General features: G+C 61.2%; 25 protein-coding genes. 14 read left to right on the top strand and 11 right to left on the bottom strand.

Annotated features, from left to right (window positions below; translation table 11 throughout):
• Positions 1-13: 13 nt before the first annotated feature.
• From FSO04_RS12635 to FSO04_RS12620, 4 genes are all read left to right on the top strand, one after another.
• Positions 14-922, top strand: a complete 909-nt coding sequence (locus FSO04_RS12635) for a LysR family transcriptional regulator (protein WP_154560004.1) — start codon at positions 14-16, stop codon at positions 920-922.
• Between the two features lie 155 nt (positions 923-1,077).
• Entirely contained in the window at positions 1,078-2,421 is a 1,344-nt protein-coding gene (locus tag FSO04_RS12630) for an MFS transporter (RefSeq protein ID WP_154560003.1), read from the top strand.
• Positions 2,414-3,736 carry a DUF1254 domain-containing protein gene (locus FSO04_RS12625; RefSeq protein WP_154560002.1) on the top strand — a complete coding sequence of 441 codons (1,323 nt, stop codon included), beginning with the start codon at positions 2,414-2,416 and terminating at the stop codon, positions 3,734-3,736. Before FSO04_RS12630 ends, FSO04_RS12625 begins: the two co-directional genes overlap by 8 nt.
• 13 nt (positions 3,737-3,749) lie before the next feature.
• Positions 3,750-5,099, top strand: a complete 1,350-nt coding sequence (locus FSO04_RS12620) for a DUF1254 domain-containing protein (RefSeq protein WP_154560001.1) — start codon at positions 3,750-3,752, stop codon at positions 5,097-5,099.
• 76 nt (positions 5,100-5,175) lie between these two features.
• Here FSO04_RS12620 and FSO04_RS12615 read toward each other — a convergent pair whose 3' ends face one another.
• From FSO04_RS12615 to FSO04_RS12605, 3 genes are all read right to left on the bottom strand, one after another.
• Positions 5,176-5,754, bottom strand: coding sequence for a YceI family protein (locus FSO04_RS12615; RefSeq protein ID WP_154560000.1), 579 nt, complete (start codon positions 5,752-5,754; stop codon positions 5,176-5,178).
• Between the two features lie 48 nt (positions 5,755-5,802).
• Entirely contained in the window at positions 5,803-6,366 is a 564-nt protein-coding gene (locus tag FSO04_RS12610; protein WP_154559999.1) for a YceI family protein, read from the bottom strand.
• Positions 6,367-6,462: 96 nt separating this feature from the next.
• Positions 6,463-7,017 carry a cytochrome b gene (locus FSO04_RS12605; protein ID WP_154559998.1) on the bottom strand — a complete coding sequence of 185 codons (555 nt, stop codon included), beginning with the start codon at positions 7,015-7,017 and terminating at the stop codon, positions 6,463-6,465.
• Between the two features lie 252 nt (positions 7,018-7,269).
• Between FSO04_RS12605 and FSO04_RS12595 the strand changes: the two genes are divergently transcribed.
• The gene (locus FSO04_RS12595) at positions 7,270-8,520 is read left to right on the top strand and encodes an arsenic transporter (protein WP_168435662.1); all 1,251 of its coding nucleotides are present in this window, start codon (positions 7,270-7,272) and stop codon (positions 8,518-8,520) included.
• Between the two features lie 21 nt (positions 8,521-8,541).
• Here the strand turns inward: FSO04_RS12595 and FSO04_RS12590 are convergent, their stop codons facing one another.
• The 3 genes from FSO04_RS12590 to FSO04_RS12580 all read right to left on the bottom strand — a co-directional run bounded on the left by FSO04_RS12590 (position 8,542) and on the right by FSO04_RS12580 (position 10,174).
• Positions 8,542-8,787, bottom strand: coding sequence for a hypothetical protein (locus FSO04_RS12590; protein WP_154559996.1), 246 nt, complete (start codon positions 8,785-8,787; stop codon positions 8,542-8,544).
• 589 nt (positions 8,788-9,376) lie between these two features.
• Positions 9,377-9,715 carry a hypothetical protein gene (locus tag FSO04_RS12585; RefSeq protein ID WP_168435661.1) on the bottom strand — a complete coding sequence of 113 codons (339 nt, stop codon included), beginning with the start codon at positions 9,713-9,715 and terminating at the stop codon, positions 9,377-9,379.
• 219 nt (positions 9,716-9,934) lie between these two features.
• Positions 9,935-10,174, bottom strand: coding sequence for a hypothetical protein (locus FSO04_RS12580; RefSeq protein WP_154559995.1), 240 nt, complete (start codon positions 10,172-10,174; stop codon positions 9,935-9,937).
• Between FSO04_RS12580 and FSO04_RS12575 the strand changes: the two genes are divergently transcribed.
• The 6 genes from FSO04_RS12575 to FSO04_RS12550 all read left to right on the top strand — a co-directional run bounded on the left by FSO04_RS12575 (position 10,173) and on the right by FSO04_RS12550 (position 18,532).
• Positions 10,173-10,466: an EF-hand domain-containing protein gene (locus FSO04_RS12575; protein WP_097393818.1), complete on the top strand. Its 294-nt coding sequence runs from the start codon at positions 10,173-10,175 to the stop codon at positions 10,464-10,466. The two genes, FSO04_RS12580 and FSO04_RS12575, sit on opposite strands and share 2 nt — an antisense overlap.
• A 50-nt stretch (positions 10,467-10,516) precedes the next feature.
• Complete coding sequence (locus tag FSO04_RS12570; protein WP_154559994.1) at positions 10,517-12,085, top strand: efflux transporter outer membrane subunit; 1,569 nt, start codon at positions 10,517-10,519, stop codon at positions 12,083-12,085.
• A gap of 100 nt (positions 12,086-12,185) precedes the next feature.
• The gene (locus FSO04_RS12565) at positions 12,186-13,286 is read left to right on the top strand and encodes an efflux RND transporter periplasmic adaptor subunit (protein ID WP_233464821.1); all 1,101 of its coding nucleotides are present in this window, start codon (positions 12,186-12,188) and stop codon (positions 13,284-13,286) included.
• Positions 13,283-16,414 carry an efflux RND transporter permease subunit gene (locus FSO04_RS12560; RefSeq protein ID WP_154559992.1) on the top strand — a complete coding sequence of 1,044 codons (3,132 nt, stop codon included), beginning with the start codon at positions 13,283-13,285 and terminating at the stop codon, positions 16,412-16,414. The genes FSO04_RS12565 and FSO04_RS12560 overlap by 4 nt, the downstream gene beginning before the upstream one ends.
• A gap of 16 nt (positions 16,415-16,430) precedes the next feature.
• Entirely contained in the window at positions 16,431-17,144 is a 714-nt protein-coding gene (locus FSO04_RS12555; RefSeq protein ID WP_154559991.1) for a response regulator, read from the top strand.
• Positions 17,141-18,532: an ATP-binding protein gene (locus FSO04_RS12550; protein ID WP_154559990.1), complete on the top strand. Its 1,392-nt coding sequence runs from the start codon at positions 17,141-17,143 to the stop codon at positions 18,530-18,532. The genes FSO04_RS12555 and FSO04_RS12550 overlap by 4 nt, the downstream gene beginning before the upstream one ends.
• Here the strand turns inward: FSO04_RS12550 and FSO04_RS12545 are convergent.
• Together FSO04_RS12545 and FSO04_RS12540 are read right to left on the bottom strand one after the other, a co-directional pair.
• Complete coding sequence (locus tag FSO04_RS12545) at positions 18,477-18,743, bottom strand: hypothetical protein (protein WP_154559989.1); 267 nt, start codon at positions 18,741-18,743, stop codon at positions 18,477-18,479. The two genes, FSO04_RS12550 and FSO04_RS12545, sit on opposite strands and share 56 nt — an antisense overlap.
• Positions 18,744-19,037: 294 nt before the next feature.
• Positions 19,038-20,063, bottom strand: a complete 1,026-nt coding sequence (locus FSO04_RS12540; protein WP_154559988.1) for an SGNH/GDSL hydrolase family protein — start codon at positions 20,061-20,063, stop codon at positions 19,038-19,040.
• Between the two features lie 546 nt (positions 20,064-20,609).
• Between FSO04_RS12540 and FSO04_RS12535 the strand changes: the two genes are divergently transcribed.
• Entirely contained in the window at positions 20,610-22,169 is a 1,560-nt protein-coding gene (locus FSO04_RS12535; protein ID WP_325063521.1) for a sensor domain-containing diguanylate cyclase, read from the top strand.
• Positions 22,170-22,536: 367 nt separating this feature from the next.
• On the opposite strand, the gene FSO04_RS12530 is transcribed toward FSO04_RS12535, so the two are convergent.
• Positions 22,537-23,421, bottom strand: coding sequence for a LysR family transcriptional regulator (locus FSO04_RS12530; RefSeq protein ID WP_154559986.1), 885 nt, complete (start codon positions 23,419-23,421; stop codon positions 22,537-22,539).
• Between the two features lie 199 nt (positions 23,422-23,620).
• Here FSO04_RS12530 and FSO04_RS12525 point away from each other — a divergent pair, with 199 nt between their 5' ends.
• Positions 23,621-24,037 carry an ester cyclase gene (locus FSO04_RS12525; protein ID WP_154559985.1) on the top strand — a complete coding sequence of 139 codons (417 nt, stop codon included), beginning with the start codon at positions 23,621-23,623 and terminating at the stop codon, positions 24,035-24,037.
• An 87-nt stretch (positions 24,038-24,124) separates the two neighbouring features.
• Here FSO04_RS12525 and FSO04_RS12520 read toward each other — a convergent pair whose 3' ends face one another.
• Entirely contained in the window at positions 24,125-24,967 is an 843-nt protein-coding gene (locus FSO04_RS12520) for an SDR family oxidoreductase (RefSeq protein WP_154559984.1), read from the bottom strand.
• 203 nt (positions 24,968-25,170) lie between these two features.
• Here FSO04_RS12520 and FSO04_RS12515 point away from each other — a divergent pair, with 203 nt between their 5' ends.
• The gene (locus FSO04_RS12515) at positions 25,171-26,088 is read left to right on the top strand and encodes an AraC family transcriptional regulator (RefSeq protein ID WP_154559983.1); all 918 of its coding nucleotides are present in this window, start codon (positions 25,171-25,173) and stop codon (positions 26,086-26,088) included.
• 213 nt (positions 26,089-26,301) lie between these two features.
• On the opposite strand, the gene FSO04_RS12510 is transcribed toward FSO04_RS12515, so the two are convergent.
• Positions 26,302-26,834, bottom strand: a 533-nt coding sequence (locus tag FSO04_RS12510; protein ID WP_154559982.1) for a transposase, incomplete at its 5' end; no start/stop codon positions are given.

The following is a 26,834-nucleotide window of genomic DNA, read 5'->3' as shown; positions in this document are numbered from 1 at the left end:
TCCTCCCGATCCCATGAATCTTCGCCAACTCGAACACGTCGTTGCGCTCGCAGAAGAGGGCAGCTTTGCGCGAGCCGCCGTGCGCGTCCATCTGAGTCAGCCGGCGCTGAGCAGAAGTATTCAGACCATCGAAGAGCATCTGGACATGGTGCTGTTTGACCGCAGCACCCGCGAAGTACGCATCACGCCCGCCGGCCAGACGGTCGTGCAGCGCGCGCGGAAGGTCCTGTTCGAAGCACGCTGCCTGTTGCGCGACGTGGATTTGCTGAAAAGCCACGATCTCGGTTCGGTGAACTTTGGCTCCGGGCCTTATCCGGCTGCGATGCTGTTGCCCGCTGCACTGGACGAACTCGCCCAAAGCCATCCGAATCTGCGCATCAACGCCGCCGTCGACAACTGGAAGAATCTGCTGGAGTTGTTACACGCGGAGCAACTGGATTTTCTGATCGTCGACATTCGCGGCGTGCCGTCGAGCAGCAAGCTCGAGGTCATTGCATTGCCGAGGCATCGAGCGGCCTGGTTTGTTCGCGAGGGTCACCCACTGACCCAGCACGATCCGATCGAGGTACAGCAACTCTCAGGTTATCCCGTCGTATCGGTTCCGCTGCCGGAGGCGATGCGCGAGTCGCTGCGCAAGTGGTTGCGTTTTCCGCCCACACAGGAAATGGAGTTTCACCTGACCTGCAACGACGTCAACGTGCTGCGTGAGTACGCCCGCAAGACGGATGCGCTGCTGCTGCTCACCGAGCAGTCGGGTTGGGAACGGGAGCGCTCGGCCGGTCTGGTCGCGCTGTCGGTGCCATCCCGGTCGCATCTGTGGCTGCAGTTCGCAATCGTCCATCTGGCTGGACGTACGCTTTCGCCGGCAGCCGAGCAGGCGATCATGGCCATCAAGCGTGTGGCGGCGGTGAAACCTGCGTGAACGCGGCACCCAGTCGAATAAATGTTGAAAACACATTAATTCGATGAAAACTATGCAATTGTCTTATTGATCAAGGCATCGTTCAATGTCTTCGACGCGGCAACGAGGCCGCCTTCAGCTTGAGGGCGACGTCCCGGATAGCCGCGACTGGAGACATGATGCAACTCTCGACGCACGACATCCGTCACCGGTGGATCGTGGTGACCGGCCTGTTTTTTTTCCTTGCGATCAACTTTGCCGATAAGGCGCTGATGGGGCTTGCAGCCGAGCCGATCATGCGCGAACTCGGCCTGACGCATACCCAGTTCGGGCGCATCGCCGCCAGCTTTTTCCTGCTGTTTTCGCTTTCGTCTCTGCTGGTCGGGCTGTTGTCGGACCGCGTGAAAACCCGCTGGCTGTTGCTGGCCATGGCCGTCGTCTGGTCCGTGTCGCAGGCGCCGCTGCTCCTCGCCGCGGTGCCCACCACGCTTGTGATGTCGCGAATACTGCTCGGCGCGAGCGAAGGTCCCGCTTATCCAGTCGCGATTCACTCGCTCTACAAATGGTTTCCGGACGCGGAGCGGACCTTGCCGACCGCGCTGCTGACGATCGGCGCGGCGTTCGGGGCCGGGTTCATCGCGCCCGTCATTACCGCAATCATTCTGAATTTTGGCTGGCGCGCGGCCTTCCTGACCCTCGCGGTGGTGGGTCTCGTCTGGAGCATCGTCTGGCTCGCTATCGGCCGTGAAGGACCGCTCGAATCGGCCGGCGATCGTGCGCCCGGCGCCCTGGTCGCGCAGGCCGCATCGCTGGAGGAAAAGATACCGCTACGCGTATTGCTGCTATCGCGCACATGCCTTGGCTGCAATCTGTCCGGATTTGCGGCGTACGTCGTGCTCGCGCTCTCGACGATCTGGCTGCCAAGTTATCTGGTCAGAGTAGCGGGCTATTCGCTGATGCAAGTGGGATGGATTGTTGTATTGCCCGCGTTCGGCCAGATGGTCATGGCGCCGCTGCTCGGCTGGTGGTCGCAACGCTTGATGAAGCGCGGCATCGCCAGCCGTCATGCGCGGGGCACGCTGGGTGCGGCGGCCGTCGTGGTGTCGGGCAGCGCACTCCTTCTGATGCCGGTATTGCCGCCTGGTGCGGCGCTGATCGCCGCCGTGACGGTCGGTTTCTCGCTCGCGTCGTTTGCCTTCACGACGGGTGTCGCGTTGGCGGGCGAGGTGGTGCCCGCCCGTCAGCGCGGGGGCGTGCTCGGCATCAATATCTGCGTGACCACCCTGGCGGGACTCATTACGCCGGCTGTCATGGGCCAGATCATCGACGTGGCTGGCGACGCCTTAACGGGCTATCGCTTGGGCATCGCACTGGCCGGCGGGTTCGCCGTGGTCGCGGGCGTCGCGTCGGCGTGCCTGGTAGACCCGGCCGGAGACCGGCGCCGCTTTGCGGGTCTGGCGTCGACCTGCGCGCAGATCGGCGCGATCCCGACCACTTTTGTACGGAACACTCATGAATAGCAATGCGATAGAGACACGCGAGGCAATTTCGACGCAGGACGACGACCCCAGGGTGGCGTTCGTCAGGATGGCCGCGGCGCCGGTTGCCATATATGGTTATCCGCTTGTCGAGGTGATACGTACGTGTGCAATGCATACATCTCCCGTCTCGACGAGCCCCCTGCGTGCGCCGTTCAATTCGATCCACGCAAGCATGCGCCGCTGGACACATCAGGATCGCGACATCGTTACACCAGCGAACGACTTTCTTTATCTGAACGCGTGGATCGATCTCACTGACGGTCCGGTCGTGATGGACATTCCCGCGGTGGACGTGGACCGGTATTACGTCATCGAGTTGCTTGATGCGTTCACCAACAATTTCGTCAATTTGAGTCCGCTTAACGCGGGCTCTTCCGGCAAACGGTACGTGCTGCATCGCGCGAGCGAGGCAGCACCCGCGAGCCTGAACGCAGAGCCGATCGCTTGCCCGACGCCCCTCGTGTGGATGCTGGGGCGCGTGCTTGTCAAGGGAGACGATGACTTGCCTGAGGCTCAGCAGGCAGCGTCAGGATTTGCTCTCAGCGGGCGTGACGCAGTGGGATTCGCCTGCGTGCGAGACTGGCGCGCGAGCACCGAGCCGGCGCTTGATTTTTTCCAGAACCTGTTCAATGCGCTTCAAGATGTGCCACCACGCGCTGACGAAACGGCTTTGTTCGGCCTCCTCGCACGCGCCGACCTGTACCCCGGCAAACCGATCGATGTTGAGATGCTTTCGCCCTTCGTGCGACGCGGTTTGCAACTCGCTTATGAGGACGCTCACCGGCTGATCGCCGCTCACACCGAAAGCCGTGGGCGGCGCAGTTGGGGCTACAACCTGAAGCTCGGCCGCTATGGCAGCGACTATCTGCTGCGCGCCTGCACGGCCATGAAGGGACTCGGCGCGCTCAGCGCGACTGAGGCCGTCTACGCCGTAGCCGATTTCGATGGCGCGGGCGAGCACCTGAACGGGCGCCATCGCTACGAGTTGTATTTCCCGCCGGGTGGCCCGCCGCCGGTGCACGCCTTGTGGTCGATCTCGCTTTACGGCGCGGATCGCTTCTTCGTCGAGAATCCGCTCGCGCGCCACGCGATTGGCGATCGAACCGAGGGCCTGCGCTACGAAGCGGACGGCGGCCTGCGCATTCTCATCCAGCACGACGCGCCAGCCGTTGAGGCGAACTGGCTTCCCGCTCCCTCAGCGCGGTTCTATCTGATCCTGCGACTCTATCAGCCTCGCGCGGCGTTCCTTGAAAACCGCTACGAGATTCCGGCTGTCCGCAATCTGAACTGCTAACTGAAACCAACCTATGTCTACGTTCGATACCAACGCTCAAGCCACGCTGGCGGAAAATCAGGACCTCGCCGCCGCCGCGCGTGCAGCCGTGCTCTTCACCTTGCCGCTTTACGAAATGTCGCGCATGCGATCCGCGACCTCGGCGCGGCGCGACAGCGCGGGGCACTTTGCCGGCGGCTCGCCGGAATCAACCTGGCGATGGGCCAATCAATGGGTCCACACGCGAGAGCCGCTGGGTCCCCGGAATCGGGAAGTGGTCACGCCGAATAACGACACCCTTTACTCGAGCACCTGGCTCGATCTTGCTCATGGACCGTTGCTGCTGGATGCGCCACCCATGCCGGGGCGTTATTTCGTGCTGGGCCTGCTGGATTTCTATACCAACCCGTTTGCCTATGTTGGCACCCGGACCACCGGAAACGACGGTGGGGTATTTCTGCTGCACGGTCCCGACTGGGACGGTACGGTGCCGGACGGCGTACAGGCGATTGCCTGCCCGACGGACAGTACGTGGTTGATCGGACGCATTCTGGTGGATGGCGCGGACGATGTCGCGCAAGTGGTTGCACTACAGGATCGTCTGAAATTGCGGCCACTGCCGGGTTCCGGCGCGAGGGTGCCCAGTCTGATCGATGCGGGTATGCAACCGGGTGACAGGCCAGGGGACGCCACGCTATTCGTGCGCATGGTCAATCATGCGCTGGCGGAATGCCCTCCGCCTGCTGAAGCCGCGGACGATCTCGCGTGCTTCGCCATCTGCGGCATCGGCCCGGGTCTCGATGCGGACGCGTTGAGTCATCAGCAACACGATGCGATCGAAAGGGCGCTGACGGAAGTGCTTGATGAATTGAGCGGGGCGTTGCCGTCCGCGCTGGGGGGCGGGTGGGCACTGCCTGTCGCTGTGAGAGATTCGTTCGGTACCCGGTATCGCGAACGGGCGCAGGTTGCGCTCAACTATATTGGCGCGCTTGGGGTCGAAGAAGCCATGTACATCATCGCCGATCGCGATGCCGCGGACGCGCCGCTCGACGGACGCATGCAATACCTGCTCCACTTCCAGCCGGATGCGCTGCCGCAAACTGACGCGTTCTGGTCAATTACGATGTACGACAAGACGACGCGAATGCTCGTCGAAAATCCGCTTCAGCGCTATTCGATTGGTGACCGTACGCAGGGACTGCGCTATGACAGCGACGGAGGTTTGCGCATCGCCATTTCTGCAAAGGAGCCTGTGGACCCCGCGCTGCGTAGCAACTGGTTACCGGCGCCGTCTGCAGGGTTCTATCTGGCGTTGCGTCTCTACGTGCCGCGGGCCCCGCATCTTTCGCTCACGTTCGCCTATCCGCCTGTTGAGCGACAGTAAATGGTCACGTCGTGACGTCGAACGGGCAGGCGGGGAGTTATTCCGCCGCCTGCCGCAAGCTACAGGGGAGCAGCTATTACTGCTTGATGCCTTCAGCCTGAATATTCAGCGTGGTCAGCATCTTGAAGCCATAGGTCTTGCCGAAGTCGACGCCGAAATCGTCGCGATTGAACGTCAGGGTCGATTCGGTGCCGCACACTTCGCGCTTGAGCATCGGGTTCATGATGCACTTGAACGATTCGATCTTCAGGTTGGCCGGCTTGGTCACGCCATGCATGGTCAGCGTGCCGATCACTTCCACGGGCTTGTCGCCGTCGAAGCGGATCTGCGTGCCCTTGTAGGTCGCGGTCGGGTACTTGGCGGCGTCGAAGAACTTGTCCGTGACCAGTTCCGAGTCGAGCTTGTCGTTACCGATATCCACCGAGCTCATATCGATCGTCACGTCCACCGTGCCGGTTTTCGCCGCGCGATCCAGCACCACGGTGCCGCTGCTCTTCTTGAACTTGCCGCGCCAGTTCGACAGTCCGCCGAAGTGGTCGGTTTCGAAGCTCGGGTAGGTGTGCATCGGGTCAAGCTGATACGTATCGGCGGCCATTGCGTTGAACGACATGGCTGCGGTCAGCGCGCCAGCGGCGAGCAAAAGTTGTTTCTTCAATTTATTCTCCAGGTTTCAGAAAGTGCTGTGACGCTTAGGTGTATTCCGTTACTTCTTCGAAGCAACGATGTGAAATTTGATGACGACTTCGTCGGCGACCACCGACGTGTCTTTCCATTCGCCCGTCCCGACGTCGAACTGCGAACGCTTGATCGGCAATGCGCCGTCGAATGTCTGCGTATTGCCCTGGCTGGCGATGGTGACCGGCACCACGACGGTCTGCGATTTGCCCTTGATGGTGAGCTTGCCGGTGATCTTGTACTGATTGCCGCCGGCCGGCGCAATCGCGCTCGAGACGAACGTCGCGGCCGGATAGGTCGTGCTATCGAACCATTCCTTGCCCTGGGCCTGCTTGTTGTAGTCGTCGGCACCGAGGTCGTAGCTGCCGGTGTCGATCGACACATTGGCGCTGCCGGCGGTCGGCTTGGCGGGATCGAAATTCAGTTGCGCCGAGAATTTTTTGAATTTGCCGTCCACCGGCACGTTCATCTGCTTCGTCGTGGCGACGACAGTGCTTTTGCTGGTGTCGACATCGGCGTGCGCGAGGCCTGCGCCGAAGAATGAAAAGGCGGCGACGCCGGCCAGAATGGAGTGGTAAAAGTTTGATTTCATAGTGGTACGCATCCTATCGAACCCACGCGCGCTGATTGCGCACCGTTGGGAATTAGATTGCCAACAGGCTGTAGCCAATCGGCCGTTGCTCGTGTGTCATTTGAGGAACGGAATCATCCGTGCGAGTAATCCGTCGCGGTCGACAAATTGATGCTTGAGCGCCGCGAGTACGTGCATCCCAACGAGTGCCAACAGCGTGTAGTTGAGCAGCACATGGACCGTGCGCAGGCTTGCCTTGAGCGCCTGGTCCGGGCCGATGAAGGTGGGCAGCGGCACGATGCCGAGGTACACCACCTGAATGCCCGCGGCCGAGCTATAGAAGTAGCCGGACAGCGGAATTGCCAGCATCAGAACGTAGAGCACGCCGTGCACGAGATGGGCCGCAGCCTTCTGCCATGCGGGTGTAGCGCTGTCGAGCGCCGGCGCGCGGTGAGTGGTGCGCCACAGCACGCGCGCCACGGCCAGCACGAAAACCGTCACGCCGATCCACTTGTGCCACGAGAAGTACTTCAGCTTGGTAGGCGTGAAGCCAGGGATATCGGTCATGATCCAGCCGATATAGAACCCGCAGATGATCAGCAATGCGATTAGCCAGTGCAATGCGACGGCAGGGCCGCTGTAGTGCTTGACGTCTGAAGGACGGGGATTCATGGGTTCATGCTCACTATTCGTGGTGCGAGCCGCGTGCGGTGTGTCGCGTGTAAATGCGGATAGTAGGGATGCCAATGAAAATTGAATAGACCAGGAGAAGAGAACAGATTGTTCTAGCCGTGACGCTAATGGGGATGAAATAAAGCCGGACGGCGGTCTGATTTGCTGAAAAGACGTGGCACTGTGTTAATTTTCCGGCTTAATCGCTACAAAATCCGCGCTCGCGCGCAATCAGAATCAAGGACCTGCTTGGTGAATTCCGTCTTCCTGTCTTGGGGTATTGCCATAGCCGCCACGGCTGGCGTCATCACCCGCCCGTTCAAATGGCCCGAGGCCGTGTGGGCCGTCGCCGGCGCGCTATTACTCGTATCGCTGGGCCTGCTTCCCGTCGATCTGGCCGTCGAGGCAGTCGGCAAAGGCACGGACGTCTACCTCTTCCTGGTCGGCATGATGCTGCTATCGGAAGTCGGGCGCCGCGAAGGTCTGTTCGACTGGGTCGCCGTTTTCGCGGTCAACCACGCCAAAGGATCGCCGCGAAAGCTCTTTCTGCTGGTCTACCTGGTCGGCGTGGTCATCACCGCTTTCCTTTCCAATGACGCCACCGCGGTCGTGCTCACGCCTGCCGTTTTTGCCGCCGCCAAAAAAGCGAAGACGCCTCCGCTGCCCTTGCTCTTCGTCTGCGCGTTCATTGCGAATGCCGCGAGCTTCGTGCTGCCGATCTCGAATCCGGCCAACATCGTACTGTACGGCAATCACACGCCCGCGCTCGGCGCCTGGCTGATCCGCTTCACGCTGCCTTCGCTGCTGTCGATCGTCGCGACCTATGTGCTGTTGCGCTGGACTCAGCGCGACGCGCTCGCCGGCACCTGCGAGGCCGATCTCGAACCACTCGAGTTGTCGTCGAGTGGGCGCGTTGCGCTTGCGGGTATCGCGGTGACGGCCGTCGTGCTGCTGGCAGTGTCCGCCTTCGATGTCCCGCTCGGCCTGCCCACCGCGATACTCGGCGCGCTGACCGCCGCGGTCGTGCTGATCCAGGAGCGCAAATCGCCGCTGCCGATGATCCGGGAAATATCGTGGAGCGTGCTGCCGTTGGTCGCCGCGTTGTTTGTGCTGGTCGAGATGCTCGATCACACCGGCGTCATCAAGACATTCGTCCATCTGCTGCAAGAAGCGACGCAACACAGTGAAGCCACGACGGCTGGCTGGGCGGGCAGCGTCATCGCGATCGGCAGCAATCTGATGAACAACCTGCCGGCGGGTCTGGTCGCCAGTTCGACCGTGATGCAGGCGCATAGTCCTGAGCGCGTGATCGACGCGCTGCTGATCGGCGTCGATCTGGGTCCGAACCTGTCGATCACCGGTTCGCTCGCAACGATCCTCTGGCTCAACGCAATTCGCCGCGAAGGCGAAGACGTGAGCTTCATGAAGTTTTTCAAAGTGGGCGTGGTGGTGATGCTGCCCGCCCTCGCGCTAGCGCTCGCCGCGCGGATCCTGATCGGTTAAGGGTAAATAAAGGGCAACGCGTCATGACCGGGTGCCCGTCGCTCGCATGGGCCGCTCGGCTGCCGGCGTTTGCGCGGACTGCTCGAGTGAGCGCAGGGCGGCTTCGAGCCGCGCGAGGCGGGCGCGCTGTGTCGTCATCAGCAACGTTTTGGGAAACATGCCCAGCCGATTGCGCCAATACGACAGTGGAATGCGATCGGTGGTGGAAATCTTCCCGAAGACGAGTTCGAGATGGGCGATTTCTTTGTCTATGTCGTGATAGCTCATCTAACTAAAGTTCCAGAAGAGGAAGTGGACGGGCGATCAAGCGCGTGCGAGCCAGACGCCGGTAGCTGGACAGATAGGTCCGACTAATGGGCGCGCCTGACGGTGGTGAAGAGTGCAGCAAGCGCCGTACCACGCGTCCACGATGTCGAGCTAACATCGAGCTTTCGAACGCCATGCATTTATATGATGTATCGGCGCCGCCCAGTCAGGCGGGCCTCTGGAGAAGACTGGTCTTCCACCTGTTTTAATCCACCCAATACGTCCCGGGACAGCCAAAAAAGCGAGTCCATCTCACGTCTTTGCCGGTAAGAATTGTGTCGGAGAGCACAAGCGACCGATCGCCGGGAGTCCAGCGCGCCGACGTACTGGTTCAATGCGCGATCAATGCGCGACTCAGCGCGCCGCGCAAGCGGAACAAGCTGTTCTCGCGCGGCGCGCCGGCCATTCTTCAGCACAACGGGAATTCACCAGGCATTCTTGCGTACAGCATGTCCTATGCTGGTTCAACGGCGATTTATGTAATCAATACGTTGGATACGTTCACGCTGACAGTGCGGGGATGGTGTGTCGGGACTCGCATCCGGCACATTCAGCGCGGCACCGCCATCACGGGTTGCGCATAGGTGACGGCAGGGGCGGGCACGATTGCATAGTTGGTCGGCGCGGGAACCACGACCGTCGTGTACAGGGTGACGGGTTTCGGAGGCAATGGCACGGGCGTGCCGACCGCTACGGCAACGGGAATCGGAGCCGGCGGCGGCGCTACCACATAGACCGGCTTGACCGGCGCGTAGTAATAGACCGGGCGCGGCGGCGGCGCGTAGACCACGGCAGCCGGCATATAGACGACCACCCGGGCGAACGCCGTCGACGAACAGGCGAGACCGATGGCGGTGAAGGTAGAGGCGCAGACGAGACGAATACTCACTTGATACTCCTGAGACGTTGAGCGGTGCGGAGCGTCTTCCGGTGAAGAAGCCGTGCGACTGATTCGGATTGCTTGAGAACCCTTCCGAACCGTTGAGACGCCGCTTGAGGCACTTGATGCACTTAAGGCACTTGATGCACTTAAGGCACTTGCGGCACTGGCAGCGCCGGCAGACGAAAGATACGCAAACCGCCCCGAAAACGGCAGCGCGAACTTATTTCATTCAATGTCGCGCGAAAGTGGGCCATGAGATGAGCATGCAGGTGTATGAAGCGCATGCTGTGTTGCGACGACAGCGAGAACATCTGCTGCGCCGGCGCCGCGAAAAGCCATGACATAAGGCGACATGATTCTCAAATTGCCTTCCGGCGGCACATCCTCAAGAATTCGGCCTGTCATCGAACGGATCGCGGCGGTTAGCAGGCGACGCACGATGGCTCGATCCAAGGAGTCAGTCATGAAAAAGTTTCTCGCCGTCGTGCTGCTGTGCTGCGCATCCACCGTCACGTTCGCCCAAACGGCCGCACCGCAGGGCGGCAACCCTCAGCGCATGGAGCGCATGGCGCAGCAGTTGCAAACGCGCTTTGCGAATGCCAACACCACGCACGACGGCAAGCTCACCCGGGAACAGGCCGCCGCGGGCATGCCGATGGTCGCCAAGCATTTCGATGAAATCGACACGCAGAAGGCGGGCTACATCACCTTGCCGCAGATCGCGGCATTCATGCAGGAACGCGGGGCAGCGCACTGAGCCGCGCGGGCATCGGCGGGATCGTAGGATATTTGACGCCTCAATGCGCGATGAAATCAGCCACGTCCTGCCGCCTGTCCATCGCCTGCGCGCTGATCGTAGCGATGAGCGTGGCGCTGACGGGTTGCGTGACGGTCGGCCCCGACTTCAAACAGCCGGACGTGACGCTCGAAAACCAGTGGCTCGAGAGCCTGTCCGGCGAGGCGCAGACCGCGCCAGGTGACCAGGCAGCCTGGTGGACCGCATTCAACGATCCTGTGCTGAGCGCGCTGGAACAGCGTGCGTACGAACGCAATCTGTCGCTGCAAGTGGCGGGTTTGCATATCTTAAAGGCGCGCGCGCAACTCGCGGTCAGCGCCGAGAATCTGCTGCCACAATCCGGCAGCGTGTCCGTTGGCGCGGACCATATCAACACAAGCGGCGTCGGTCCGATTCCGCCAACGCATCTGTGGGCCGAGCATCTGCGTGTGAACGTGGGCTGGGAAATCGATTTCTGGGGCAAGTATCGCCGGCAGATCGAATCGGATCGCGCGCAATTGCGCGTGTCCGAAGCCGCGTATGACAACGCGCTCGTGTCGCTGTTCGCCGATGTCGCCAATGCGTACATCGATCTGCGCGCGCTCGAACAACGTATCGCGGTCGCGCAGCAAAACCTGAAGGCGGTGCAGCAGAGTCTCACGCTGACCCAGGCGCGCTACAAACGTGGCGCGTCGAGCCAGCTCGACGTCGAACAGGCCGCTACGCTGGTGGCTGAAACCGAGGCGCAGATTCCGCCGCTCATCAAGGCACGCGCACAAGACCGCGACACGCTCGCCGTGCTGCTCGCCGATCCCCCCGACGCAGTCGATGCGCAACTCAAAGGCAGCAGCGCGATTCCGGTGCCGCCGACGCAGATCGATGTCGGTATTCCCGCCGATCTGCTGCGCCGCCGTCCCGACGTGCGCCAGGCCGCGCTCAACGCGGCGGCGCAATCGGCGCTGATCGGCGCGGCCAAGGCGAAGCTGTATCCGTCGCTGTCGTTGACGGGACTGTTCGGGCTTTCGTCGGGCGAACAGCATGGCATCGGATTGTCGCAGTGGGGTAGCAAGACGATCGGTCTCTTCTCCGCGGGCATCACGCTGCCGATCCTCGATCGCGGCCAGTTGAAGAACGCCGTACGGATTCAGGACGCCGCCTTCCAGGAGGCCGTGCTCGACTATCAGAACACGGTGCTGCAAGCGCAGAAAGAAGTGGAGGACGCGATTGCCGCACTGCGGACCTCACTCGATGCGCTGGCGGCGTCGTCGCGTGCGTCCGATGCGTCGCAACGCGCTTTGAAGCTCGCCAATATCCAGTATCGCGCGGGATCGGTCACGTACGACACGGTGCTGGACGCATCGCGTTCGATGTTGCGCGATGGCGATTCGCTCGCGCAGAACCACGGGATCGCCGCGCTTGCGGCGGTGTCTTTGTATCGCGCGTTGGGTGGCGGCTGGGAAGTGGCAGAGGGGCAGCAGGTGGTGAGCGAACAGATCGCCGAACAGATGGCGCAGCGCACGGACTGGGGCCGCTTGCTGAACCCGCCGGCGAATTCCGCGCTGGCGCGCGCCAGTGGAGGCCAGCTCGAGAATGGGAAATAACAACATGGCAGAGACGAGCACGAGCGGGGTATGCGGTAACGTGGCCAACAGGAATGAGCCAAGCCGGAACGAACCAAGCCGGAACGAACCAGGCCGGCACTTGGGAGCGACGCTTTGCATCGTGCTGGCAGCGGCAATGGCGCTCGCCGCGTGCCACGACGGCAGCGCGCCTGCCGCACAATCGGCACAATCGGCGCAAGCCGTGCCCCTGCCGCAAGTCAGCGTGACACGACCAGTGCCGCGCGAGGTGCGCGAACAACTTGATCTGAGCGGCACCGTCGCGCCCTCGGCGACCGTCACGCTAATCGCGCGCGTGCAGGGCGTGCTGAAGGAAATTGGCTTTGCCGATGGCGCTTACGTCAAGCAAGGGCAGGTGCTGTTTCGCATCGAGCCGGATACGTATCGCGCGCAACTGACCTACGACCAGTCCGCGCTCGACAATGCCAACCAGGAACTGGTCCGGCAAAAGCAACTCACGTCGGATAACGCCACCTCCGAATCGACGCTGCAAAAAGCCCAGACCACACGCGACCAGGCGCTCGCCAAACGTGACATGTCGCGCATCAATCTCGCTTACACGGAAATACGCGCACCGTTCGCGGGCCGCATCGGTGCACGTGCATTCGACGTCGGCAATCTGGTGGGCGCTTCCGACTCCACCAAGCTCGCCACGTTGGACCGCATCCAGCCGGTGTACGTGAATTTCACGCTCAACGAACGCGACGCTAACCGCATCGGACTTTTTACGCAGCCACCCCGCACAGTGCGCGTCAATGTGCTCGGCGCAGCAGTGGGCCAGGGTCAAGGGCAAGGTGAGGACGCCGCGCTCGAATTTGTCGACACACGCGTCGATCCGAATAGCGGGGCGGTCAAGCTGCGCGCCGATATCGCCAATCGGGACGCGCACCTGATTCCCGGCATGTCGGTTGAAGTGCATATTCCCGCTGGTGCGCCGCAAAACGTGCTGCTGGTGCCGGACACCGCGTTGCTGCGCGATCAGGCGGGTGCGTCGTTGCTGATCGTGAACGGCGCGGGCGTGATCGAAAAACGCGCGGTGGTCATTGGTGGCTTGTACGGTTCGCAGCGGGCGGTCACCTCGGGTCTCACCGCGAACGACCAGGTCGTGACCGGCGGTGCGCTGGCTGTCGCGCCCGGCGCCAAGGTGCAGGTGGTCGCCGCGGCGGCGCAGGGCCAGTCATGATCCGCTTCTTCGTCGAGCGCCCGGTCCTCGCCAATGTGATCGCGTTGATCGTGATGCTGCTCGGCGCTGTCGCGCTGATCAACCTGCCTATCGCGCAATATCCGCCGATCACGCCGCCGACCGTGCAGGTTGTCGCACGCTTTCCGGGTGCGAGCGCTGCGACCGTGATCGACCGCGTGGCGCTGCCGATCGAAACGCAGGTCAATGGCGTGGAAAACGCGCTGTACATGCAATCGACCAGCACCAATGACGGCACCTACACGCTCACGGTCACCTTCGCCGTCGGCACGGATGTCGATAAAGCGCAGGTGCTGGTGCAAAACCGCGTGTCGGCCGCCACCGCGCAATTGCCGCAAGCGGTGCAGCAGCAGGGCGTGACCGTGCGTAAACGCTCCACGGCGATCCTGCAGTTGTACACGCTGCAGTCGCCTGATCCGAAATACGATTCGCTGTTTCTGAGCAACTACGCGGTAATTTATCTGCGCGACACACTCGCGCGTTTGCCGGGTGTCGGCGACGTCACCGTGTTCGGCACGGGCCAATACAGCATGCGCGTGTGGCTCGATCCGCAGAAGCTGAGCGAGCGCGGTCTGACCGCCGCCGATGTGATGCAGGCGATCCAGAGCCAAAGCAAGGACGTGAGCGCCGGCCAACTCGGTTCGGAACCGAACGCGGGCGGCCAGGCGTTCCAGCTCACGGTGGCGATGCAGGGCGCGCTGTCCGATCCGCACGAGTTCGACGACATCATCGTTAAAGCCGATCCCAACGACGGTGGCCACTTCGTGCGCATTCGCGATGTGGGTCACACTGAACTCGGTTCGTCGAGCTATGGACAGTTCTTCAATCTCGACGGCAAACCGGCTGCGGGCATTGCCATCTATCAACTGCCGGAAGCCAACGCGCTGGAAGTCGGCAATGCCGTGAAAGCGACCATGGCGCGGCTGGCCAAAGATATGCCGAAGGGCGTCAGCTATCAATTGCCGTTCGATACGACGACCTTCGTGCGGCAGTCGGTGATCGACGTGTACAAGACGCTGTTCGAGGCCGCGCTGCTGGTGCTCGCAGTGATCCTGCTGTTCCTGCAGAACTGGCGCGCGATGCTGGTGCCTGCCACGACGATTCCGGTGACGATCATCGGCACGTTCGGCGCGATCTACATGCTCGGCTTTTCGATCAACCTGCTGACGCTGTTCGCGATCGTGCTGGCAATCGGCATCGTGGTGGACGACGCGATCGTGGTGGTGGAAGGGATTACGCAGCATATCGAGCAGGGCAAGACGCCGAAGCAGGCTGCCATCGACGCGATGCACGAGTTGCTCGGGCCGATCGTCGGCATCACGCTGGTGCTGATCTCGGTGTTCCTGCCATCGGCGTTTCTCGGCGGCGTCACGGGCCAGATGTACCGGCAGTTCGCGCTGGTTGTCGTCGCAACGACCATCGTCAGCGCGATCAATGCGGTAACGCTCAAACCGGTGCAAAGCGTGCGCTGGCTGCGGCATGCGCGGCCCGGCAAGCCGAACATCGTGTATCGCGTGTTCGACAAGGGGTACGCCCGTGTCGAAAAGGGCTATGTGCGCATTGTTTCGTGGTTCGTGCAGCGTTGTGGCCTCGCGCTCGGCATCGCGCTGGTGCTCGGCGCGGCGTCTGCGTTTTTGCTGACGCGTGTGCCCACCAGCTTCATTCCGCTCGAAGATCAGGGCTATATCCTGATCGCCGCGCAACTGGCCGATGCCGCTTCGCTCGGCCGCACCCGCGAGGCGAGCACGCAGATCGAAAAGCGCATCGGCGCGATTCCTGGCGTGAGTCATGTGGTGTCGATCGGTGGCATCTCGCCGCTCGATAACAACGCATCGCTGCCGAATTCCGCGCTGATCTACGTCACGCTCGACGACTGGAGCAAGCGCGGCAAGGGCGAGGACCTGCGCTCGCTGTATTTGCGCATGAATAGCGAACTCGCGAAACTGCCCGACGTGCGCTCCGTGGTGATCGTGCCGCCGCCGATCCAGGGCCTCGGCAATAGCGGCGGCGTTCAGATGCAGGTGATGCTCACGGACGGCTCGCAGAACTATCGGCGTTTGCAGGACGCCACCGACGCGCTGATCGCCAGCGTTTCGAAGCGGCCCGAACTGCAGCGCGTGTTCAGCCCGTTTCGCGCGTCGGTGCCGACCGTCGAACTTACGCTCGATCGCGCCAAGGCCGAGTCGCTGCAGGTGCCGGTCGGCAATGTGTTCGACCTGCTGCAGGATTACGTCGGCTCGAGCTATGTGAACCAGTTCACGACGTTCAACCATACGTTCCCCGTGTTCGTGCAGGCCGACGGCGCGTTTCGCCGCGAAACCGACGACATCCGCCGTTTGCAGATTCGCAGCAACAGTGGTCATATGGTGGAGCTTGGCACGTTCATCGATGCGCATACGAGCGTCGGCCCGGCAGTGGCGACGCTGTATAACCTCGCGCCGGCAGCGGCCATCAACGGCAATCCGGCGAACGGCTATAGCACCGGCCAGGCGATTGCCGCGTTCGAGCAGGAAGCCGCGCGCGTGCTGCCCGCGGGTATCGGTTACGAATGGACCGCGATGTCGTATCAGGAGAAACTGGTCGGCAATTCGGCGTATTGGGTGTTTGCCGTGGGTGTGTTGCTGGTGTTCTGCGTGCTGGCCGCGCAATACGAAAGCTGGTTGCTGCCGGTGGCGGTGGTGCTCGCCGTGCCGCTGGCGTTGCTCGGTACAGCCGGCACGCTTGCCATCCTGGGGGCTGCCAACAACCTCTACACGCAGATCGGCCTCGTATTGCTGATCGCGCTGTCGGCGAAGAACGCGATTCTGATCGTCGAGTTCGCACGGCATCTGCGCGCGCAGGGCGTGAGCATCGCCGAGGCCGCGGTGGAAGCGGCGCGCTTGCGGTTCCGGCCGATCATGATGACCTCGTTCGCGTTTATTCTCGGCGTGGTGCCGCTCGTGATCGCCACCGGCGCGAGTGCGAGCGCGCGCCGTTCGCTTGGGATTGCGGTATTTTCGGGGATGCTCGCTTCAACGTGCATTGCCGTGCTGTTCATTCCGTCGTTCTACGTGCTGTTGCAGCGCCAGGCCGAACGGCACGCGGCGCGGCATGCACCGCCCGACGCTTAAACCGAGGAGCTTTCGTATGGATCGCCCCGCAAAAATCATCGTGCTCGACGACGAAGCCGAACTGCGCAATATGCTGCAGCGTTTTCTGCGCGGGCATGGCTTCGACGTCCGGATCGCGGAGGACGGCAAACGGCTCGACCGCTATCTGGAACGTGAGCCGTTCGATCTGCTAGTGCTCGATCTGATGATCGGCGAAGAGGACGGCCTCGCCATCTGCGCCCGTTTGCGCGAGCAAGGGCAGACGCTGCCGATCCTGATGCTGACCGCGAAGGGCGATCCGCTCGACAGGGTGCTCGGCCTCGAAACCGGCGCCGACGACTACCTCGCCAAACCCTTCCTGCCGCGTGAACTGGTCGCGCGGATCAATGCGCTGCTGCGCCGCCAGAAGATCGCCTCGGGCGATGTCACCGTGACCTCGCAGAGCGTGCGTTTCGGCGATTTCAGTCTCGATGTCGGCAAGCAGCAGTTGTCGCGTACCGGCGAACTGCTGGAGATTCATTCTGCGCAGATGCTGCTGCTGGTCGCGTTGGCCTCGTCGCCGAACCGGCCCGTGAGCCGTGACAATCTGCTGGCGCGCGCCCGTGGGCGTGATCACGATGCGCTCGATCGCAGCATCGACGTGCAGGTGCTGCGGCTCAGGCAGATTATCGAGGACGACCCGTCGAAGCCGCGCTTCATCAAGACCGTGTGGGGCGTCGGCTACATGCTGGTCGCGGACGTCGACTCATGACGCGCGCGTGGCTGCAGAGGGCGCTGCCGAAAACGCTGCTGGCGCGCAATATCCTCTTGCTGATCGTGCTGGTGATGCTGAGCCAGCTCTGCGCGCTTGCGGTGTTGCTGCACTATGTGCAGCGGCCCCGCGTTGAACGGGCGGCCACGGTGTTCGCCACTTACGTGACAACGCTCGATAGCCTGCTTCAAGCCACGCCGCCGGGCGCGCGCGCTCAATTGACGGCACGTCTCGACGCTCGCACGCAACTACCCGCCGATGCCGCCGTTGAACCGCCGCCCAGTCTGACGCGCGCTTATCGCACGTATCAGCGCAACGTGTTTCTCGACAGCTTGCGCGAGCATCTGCCTGCCGACATGCCCGCGCTCTGGCAGTCCGAAGGCGGTCAACGCTTGTGGATTCGCATGCATGCTCCGGCCGATGCGCCGCACACGCCGTACTGGATCGCGCTGCCGATTCCCGAGGACGCGCAAGGCAACGGACTCGACGCCGCGATTCTGCTATCGCTCGGTTTGGGCGCACTGGCGGCGCTGACCGGCTATGTGATCCAGCGCCACCTCAACCAGCCGCTCCAGGCGTTGACGCAGGCGGCGCGTCGCGTGAGTGCCGGTGAAACGCCCGCGCCGTTGTCGACCGACGGTCCTGTCGAGATCGCCACGGTAAGCAACGCTTTCAATCAGATGACGCATGCGTTGCAGCAGGCCGAGGCGACGCGCGCGCTGATGCTGGCGGGCATCTCGCACGACATCCGCACGCCGCTCACCAAACTGCGGCTCTCGATGGCCATGGCGATGCCCGACGGCAGCGACAGCAGCTTCGTGGTCGCCGCCGAATCATACCTGGACCAGATCGAGACGATCTTGCAGCAGTTCATGGATTACGCCGGAAGTGGCGAGCGTGAAGCGCCGGAGCCCGGCGATCTCAATGCGTTGGTCGAGCGGCTTGCCGGCGATTTCGCCGGGCTGGGTCATGAGTTCGAGCTCACGCTCGCGGTTCTGCCCGCGATTCTCTACCGGCCGATCAGCATGATGCGGCTCCTGATGAACCTGATGCAGAACGCGATCGTCTATGGCGGCAGCGGACTCGCTGTGCGGAGTTGGGCTACAGGTGAAGCCGTGTATGTCGCGGTGGGCGATCGCGGCAAAGGTCTGTCGGCAGAGGAGCTGGAGCAACTGAAAGCGCCGTTTCAGCGTGGCCGCAATGCTCGCGCGCATAGCGGCGGCACCGGGCTGGGGCTGGCGATAGTCGAGCGGATCGCGCGGCTGCACGGCGGCAGCCTGCAGTTTCACGCGCGCGAGGGCGGCGGGCTGGAAGTGTGGGTGGTGTTGCCGCTCATTCCCGGTCCAGCCACGCATCCAGTCCCACCCGGAAGGCCACGCCCGCGATGACCGGCACGGTCAGCATGAGGATGATGCCGAAGTTGGGAATCTCGTCGCCGTAAGTGATCGGACCGTAGAGCACGACGGTCGCAACGATCGCGAAGACGATGACGCCGACGGCAACCATCAGAAGATTGCGGGCCACAATGGACAGATCCTTGCGCTTAGCCTTGCCCGGCGTGGTGCTGGTAGTGGGGACTTCGTCGTGTTGGGCGGGCATGATGGTTCTCGAGGCTGGAAGACCTGCCGCGCAAAACGCGGCTGGAAATGCAATTACAAAACGCTGCGGCGAAACGTGGCGATGAATCGAACGCCGACCGGCGTGCGATTGGCATCATACCAGGGGACGTTCGTGCCGCACACGAACGTCCCTAACACTAACGTATCACACGCCAGACGAAGCGCAAGTCGCCGGAATTCAGCGAGAAAGCCTGACGTCGGCGCGGCGTCGCCCTCGCGCCCCGTTACAGCGAACCTGACGATTCTGTCGGCGAGTCGTCATCGTCCTGAGGGCTCAGTGCCCAAGACCGCTGCTGGCGATCTGCTGCTCGACGAATTGGGCGAACAGCGCGTGCAGATGCGTCGTCGGATGAAGGTCGTCGGCGAACATGTATGTCTGATCGGCATTGGCCGTCACATAGGTTGCCGGCGAGCACAGCAATGCTGTGTCATCCGGCGTTTTCTTAGGGTCGCAGGCTTGGGCCGTGTTTGCCACGACGAAGCCATTAGCCTGAAAGTTCGCGATGATCTGATTCACCCATGTATAGGAATCGATCTGGATGACCTTGCCTTGCAGGCCATCGGCCTGCAAGGCAGCGTTCAGGTCCTGGTTGAAGAGTTGCGATAGCTGGGTCAGATTGACCCCGCCGTCGGCCGCGGCGAGGCCTTTGGGCGACAGGCCGACATTTGGAACATTGACCACCACCACATGCGTGGCGCCGTTCTGAACGATCTGCCCGACAAGCTGAGCGAGGGTGGTTGCCGCCGTTTGCACCGTCGGCGCCGCGGCCGGCAGCGAACCGGCGCGAAGCACGTCGTTCGCGCCGGCCCACATCAGGACCAGTTGACCGGAATTGAAACTCCCGTGCGTGGCCAGATAGCTCGAAACCTGCTGATTGACCGGCATTTCGACATTGCCGATCACGTCGGTAAGAAAGTCGTTCTGGTTTGCCGGCGTCGCCACTGTGGAGCCGCCCTCGGCATAGCCGAGACCGTTTTGCGCGTTCAACTTGTGAGTGATGTCGATCGTGAACGCGGCGCTTAGCGAGCCGCCGTAGTATTGCGCGACGTTCTGAGTCCACACCTGGCCCGGATTGGTCGTGAAACGCCCGCCACCCACCGCGCTCGCGAGCGGCGTATAGGTCCCGACGTCCGACAGGCTGTCGCCGAATGACACAACTTGCAGATTAACGCCGCCCGGTGGCGTGGCCGCGCTACTGCCGTTGCTCGAGCCTCCACCCCCGCCCCCGCCGCATGCTGTCAATAGCGACATCACCGTGGCAAGAATTACAGCACGTACCGTGTCATTGCTTCCCTGCATAGCGCCTCCCCACAGATTGAACGGGCGGTTGCCCTATGTGGCGGACGTATCGCCAGCCTGCATATCGTTCTCTCGACAGTACTTCTGGGTGAGCAAAAAGGATGCCTTATCGTCCTGATTGCACAATGTCGGCGGGGCATTGAGGCTGCGTCAGATCGGCGAAAGATAATTGCCGATGCCCTGCGCTGGGCAACCGGTTAGGTGGCAGCTCGCTTGGCCGACTGCGTGCGAGGGTCTGGCCGTCAACGAGCAAATGGATTGCGCGGGCTAGCGCGCCGGCACGACGGCTGCGTCGCCCAGAAGGCCCATCAGCGTCCGCGCATTATGCTGCCCCTGATCTTCGAAGCAGCTGGTGCGTATACCGCGTGCTCACCTGTGTCTGGTGGCGAACTCGCGGCGCGGGGCACAAGACCTCCCGCAAGCGGGCGAACGTCAAGATGTGCGCCTGGATGCCGATATACTCGCTATGCGTTTGCGATTATGGCGACTTTCCCAGCGGAAAACGCCTCGCCGCCAAGTGCATCCAGGCTGTCCACGGAGAATAGTTTGATTTTGAATAGACCGTCCATCATCTGGCGCGCGATAACCTTCGTGGTGATCGTCTGCCTGTCTCTCGTTGTGCTTGATGGCTGGCGAAGCTGGAATGCACGGGCAGTCGAGCTGGGCGAAATGGACGTCGCCACCTCGAATCTCTCGCGGGCAATGGCTCAGCAGGCCGATGACACGTTTAAGGAAGCAGACACGGCGTTGCTGGGCATCGTTGAGCGCGTGCAGCACGACGGGCTCGGCCCGGCCGCTCTTAAACGACTGCACGACGTCCTGGTGATGCGCCGACAGGGGCTTCCCCAGCTTGACGGTCTATTTGTATTTGACAAAAACGGAATCTGGATCGTCAATTCCACATCGACGCCACTCAATCGATTCAATAACTCGGATCGCGAATATTTCGTCTTCCATCGAGACAACGCTGATCCTGGTCCACACATTGGCGTCCCAGTAGTAAGCCGATCGAGTGGAAAGTGGGTTATTCCCGTTTCAAGGAGAATCAATAAACCGGACGGCAGTTTCGGCGGCGTTGTGTTGGCAACCGTCGATATTGATTTTTTCAAAGCCTTCTACAATAGCCTTCAGATTGGCAACGCGGGAGCCGTTGCGCTCGTCCTGAATAGCGGTGTGATGCTGATTCGTCGACCGTTCGATGAAAAAGTGATCGGCAAAAACATGCGGGGAACCGAGCTGTACCGCTATTACACAACGCAGGGTCCGGCCGGAACGGCGATCATCAAGTCGGCGCAGGACGGCGTCACGCGGCTGAACAGTTATCGTAGCCTCCCGAACTATCCGGTCTTTGTAGCAGCTGCGTTGTCCAAGGATGAGATTTTGCATGAGTGGTGGCGCGACACGATCTTGCATTCCGCTGGCGTGCTTTGCCTTGTCGTTGTGGTGGGCCTGTTCGGCTGGCATCTGATCCGGCAGATCGAATTGCGAACGACTGCCGAGGCGGAACTGACAAAGACGCACGCCTCCCTTGAAAAGCTCAATCAGACCCTTGAACGACTTGCAATGCAGGACGGCCTGACGGGGCTCGCAAATCGCCGCCAATTCGATGTCGCATTGCATAACGAATTCAGTCGTGCCACGCGTCACGCGAGTGCTCTCGCACTGATCATGCTGGATGTCGATTGCTTCAAGCAATACAACGACATTTACGGGCATGCAGCGGGCGACGAATGCCTGCGAACGATTAGCGGTCTCATCAGGGACCTGACAGCCGGACGTCCGGGAGACCTTGCCGCCCGCTATGGTGGAGAGGAGATTGCAGTGCTTCTTCCGAACACCGATGTAGCTCGTGCTGTAGCAATCGCGGACAATATTCGTAGCGCTATCCGTAGTCTGGAAATTGAACATTCGGGCAACCCAACTGGCTTCGTCACGATAAGCGCAGGTGTTGACGCCCGGATCCCGATTCGAGGCGCGGGCGAGCCTACGGAGCTGATACTGGCTGCCGACAAGGCTTTGTATGAGGCAAAGAACATGGGGCGAAATCGAGTACTTGCCGCCAAGGGTAACTTTCCATCATCCACTACTGCTTCACATCGTAACTGAGCGCCCCAACCCGTTGCGTCTCGCGAAGGCCGCGTGCAATATCGGATTTAGGATTCTCCGAACTACCGGCGGCGGCAATCGCGGCGATATGGCTATCCCATGTGGGACGAATAGTCCTCCGTGCACCGCTCCCCGGCGCTTGATGTATTGATGTCACAAAGTGCCCGGCGCTCATTGGGTTCGCTCGCCCACGAACCCGGAAGTTCAGCGCCGTCGGGATGGTGTTGGATTTCCCCTGGTGCCGAACTTCCGTAGCCGACCCATCCGAGACCTTCAGTTTTCCCGGAAGCGGTCATTGCCACCAGCGCCCGCTCGACAGGGTGTGGCGCCGATGGCATTTGGACAACGCTGAGGAACTATCACTTCGCTAAGCTCCGAAGTGCTCCCGCGCAAAATCCAGAAAGCTCCTCAACTTGGGCGTCACGCGGCGATCACGCGCATATAGAACATGTAATGGCCGCGAAGGCGCCTGATAGTCCGGAAGCACCACAACCAGACTGCCCCGATCGAGTTCGCCCTTCACCAGTTCCACGGGTTGAAGCATGACCCCGACGCCCGCCACGGCGGCCGCCAGCAGCACCTCACCATGGTCTCCCATGAACCGCCCCGAGACCTGCACAGCGACGCGGCCTTCAGGGCCATCAAACGTCCACTCCGATCGTAGTTCCGTATGCGTAAAGCCAAGACACTCATGGTGCTCGAGATCAGCGGGAACTGTTATGCGCGGGTTTGCAGCAAGATACGACGGCGCGGCGCAGAGCACTAACTGGTATGGAGCCAGTGGCTGAGCAATCAGGCCGCTATCCCCCAGTTCGCCAATCCTGAACACGGCGTCATAACCCTCGTCAATCAGATCGACGGCTCGATTCGACAGAGTCACGTCAACTGCGACCTGCGGAAACGCCTTAAGGTACTCCGGCAATTTTGGCGCCAAGGTGTGTATGCCGAAGCTCACAGGCGCATTTACCTTCAGACGGCCAGTCGGCATTGAACGGGTCTCGGCTACGAGGTTTTCGGCCGCCTCGACCTCCGCGAGGATGATCTTGGCGCGTTCGTAATAAGCCCGGCCGATATCTGTCGGGCTTTGCCTACGGGTCGTTCTGTTCAGCAGACGCACGCCGAGACTCTGTTCCAGCACCTGGACGTGTTTTCCGACCAGTTGTGGCGACATCTGAAGCGCATCCCCAGCCGCCGAGAACGAACCCAGCTCGACTGCTTTCGTGAAAACGCTCATACCCGTGAGGCGATCCATTCGAAACGTCCTGTTGTGAATGTCCAAAGATATCACGCATTTATCTCAATGGATTTGCAGTCTAGACTTGTTGCAGTTGTCGTAAGCGGGCTGAACCCGGCACGTACGCGACCTACCGCAACCTGCTCCGCCTCTCGTTTGGCGGCGCACGCAGACGACGCCGTTGCGGGCGACCACACTCACTCACAAGGTTCAAATCATGTCCGCCGAATCGAACAAACTGTTGATGTCCCGCTTTGTTGAATTCATCAATACAGCTAACGAAGTGCTTGCCGAAGAGCTTGTTGATGCCAATGCAATCTTCCATGCCCCCGTCAGCCCTGATCCTTTCATCGGGCCGCACGGATACATGGAAATCCTCGGCATGATGCGTTCTGGTTTCCCTGACATTCAATGGACGCTCGAAGAAATGATCGCGGAAAACGACACGGTTGCCGCACGTTTCATCATGCGCGGTACTCACCAAGCCACCTTCTTTGGCGTGCCTGCGAGCGGAAAGAAGATTCAGGTTCAGGCCGTGAACTTCTATCGCTTTTCCAACGGAAAAATTGTCGAAGAGCGCGCGCAACCTGACCTGTTGGCCCTCTTGCAGCAAATCGGTGCGATTCCTGCCTGAGCGGAAGATAGTCGCGCCCGCCGCTCGCCCCCTGGTCGGATGCACCAAAGACTAGGGTGCCGAACCCTTGTCCGGCGAGGCCCGTCTTTATTCTGTGTCGTGTGAAAGGGATGAAGACAGCTCGCGGTGGGCATTCGCCTGAGCGAGCAAGGTGTTCGCCTTGGATTCAAAAGCTTCAACTGCATCCGCGCCGGCGGCGAAGCGAGCGGGCGGCTCTTCCTGTGCCGTCAACTCCACTAGCGCGGCGGCAAGTTTGGCCGGATCGCCACCTTGCTTGCCGTTCATGCCCTTCCACGCAGTCACGGTCTCCCGAGTGCGCGACGCATAGTCATCAATGGAGAGTTCGGCGTAGGTAGTTGAGTCTGCGCTGAGGAGATCTGTTCGAAAAAAACCTGGTTCCACCAGCATGGTGCGAATGCCAAAGGGAGCAATTTCCTGGGCAAGCGACTCCATCCATCCTTCGACGCCAAACTTTGCAGCGGCATATGCACTGCAAAAGACGCCAGCAGTAATGCCAGCCGTCGATGAGATTGTGACTAACAGGCCAGAGTGCTGCTTGCGCATCACCGGCAATACGGCCCGGGCAACATTCATCGGGCCGAACAGAAGCGTTTCGAGCTGGCTACGCACCTGGGCGGGGCTAAGCTCCTCGAAGAAGCCCCCATAGAAGTTCCCCGCGTTGTTGACCAGCACGTCAATGCGACCAAACCTCTGGACGGTAGTTTCGACGGCGGCCTCGGCATCGGCGGGGCTGGTCACGTCGAGCTGGGTGACTAGAAGATTATCGTGATCGCCGATGGCGCTCCTGACCTTTTCGGGATTGCGCCCAGTCGCCACAACATCGTGGCCGGCCGCCAGTGCTGCCTTGGCGATATCCACGCCCATGCCGCGGCCGGCGCCGGTAATCAGCCACACTTTCTTGCTATTCATACGCTGGTCCTTTGTGTTCTTGATGCCCCAAAATTCGAGCATCGGATATGAATTAACTGGCTTCAGTGTCGCGCGATTGGCACCAGGGAGGTTGCCGAAAGCGCCGAACTTCTTGCCTAAACTGACGAGGCGCGCTTAAAGCCACGCGAATGGTCTTCTACCGGAGTAAAGTGTTTCCATCGTCTTGGCGTTAGAGATTGCGCATGAAATACCGGGTTTCCGAGCCAATGAGTACGACTACCGCACGCACGCACGGCCTCGCGCGAGCCATCGCCCGCTTTGCCCAGTCTGACGGCGACTACACCACAGCCATACCAGCCCTTTCCCTTCACCGCCGGAAGGGGCCAACCGAGCCGTTGCACTGCATCTTTAGCCTCGGGCTGGGCGTCGTTGCGCAGGGCCATAAGCAGGCGTTGGTAGGAAAACAGGTGGTGAACTACGGCCCCGGCCAGTCGATGCTGGCAAGCATCGACCTGCCTGTGATCTCGCACGTCACGCGCGCGAGTATTGAGGAACCGATGCTGGGCCTGATGCTGACACTGGACAGCCGTGACATCGTGAGGACATCTGCGGAGATGCAGCTGCCGGCTCCGCCTCGAACGCCAGCTTTCACGCCCATCACGATCGAAACTCTTGACGATGCCCTGATCGGCGTGCTGATTCGGCTGATCGAATTGCTGGACCAACAGGCATTGGCTCCGCAATTAGCGCCGCTCTATCAGCAGGAAATTATTGTGCGGCTTCTCGCTGGCCCCCACAGTCCGCAGTTACAGCACCTTGCAGCCAACGGATCGCCGAGCCAACAAATCGCCAGGGCCGTGACATGGCTCAAGCAGAATTTCTCGAAGGGACTCCACGTGGATGACCTGGCCGCGCACGCGCACATGAGTCCTTCGACGTTCCGTCAGCATTTCCGCAACATCACCGGAACAAGTCCTCTGCAATACCAGAAACAGTTGCGCCTGCAGGAAGCGCGGCAGTTGATGCTCAACCTTGGCATCGACGCGGGTAGTGCCGCGATCCAGGTCGGCTACGAGAGCGCCTCGCAGTTCAGTCGCGAGTACAGCCGTCTGTTCGGCGCGCCTCCGCAGCAAGACGTGAGGCGACTGCGGCTGTCGTGATGCGCACGTTCACGACCGGCAGGAAGCGATTGTTGACGATCCAGGTCACGGGGTCGAACGGCTGTTTGTGGCCCAGAGTGTGTCAAAACGCGCAGCCGGCGGAAATTTGAGGACACGCTGGCTCGTTGGCAGATTGGGGCGAGTCGATTGCGGCACGACAAACGTCAATTCAGTGCCGAATGTATTGCGGGGACGGTGAGTCGCATACGGGTTTCACACCCGCATCGCTTTCATAACCGTTTCTGAACCGAGAAGCTTGATAACCCGCTTCATGTTGTAGGCGAGCACGTGCAAGCTCATCTCGGTGCTCACCCGCTCGATAGTGCGAGTTAGGAAATGAGTTGCGCCCATCCAGGCCTTGATCGTGCCGAAGGGATGCTCGACTGTCTGTCGTCGAATGCGCATCATGTCCGGGGCAAGATCAAGCCGGACCTGCATATCTTCGAGCAATCCTTCGTGCTCCCAGCGCGTTACCCGACGTTCGCTACTTGGAGTGCATTTGTCTTTCAAAGAGCACTGTTGGCACTCCGAACTCCAGTAGCGATCAAACTCCAGACCACGTTCGGTTGTCTTGTAGCGCCATATGAGGCGCTCGCCTGCCGGGCATCGATACTCGTTTGTCTCAGCGTCGTAAATAAAATCGTCTTTGCCGAAGCGCCCGTCGAAGGTCGCGCCCGAAGTCTTCGTCTTGGGAACAAACACCGTGATTCCGGCCTCGTGGCATGCGAGTATTTCCTCGCTCTTGT

It is taken from the genome of Paraburkholderia madseniana (assembly GCF_009690905.1).
Classification (GTDB): Bacteria; Pseudomonadota; Gammaproteobacteria; order Burkholderiales; family Burkholderiaceae; genus Paraburkholderia; species Paraburkholderia madseniana.
Note: the sequence above shows the minus strand (reverse complement) of the source record. Positions and strands in the feature narration are given on the sequence as shown.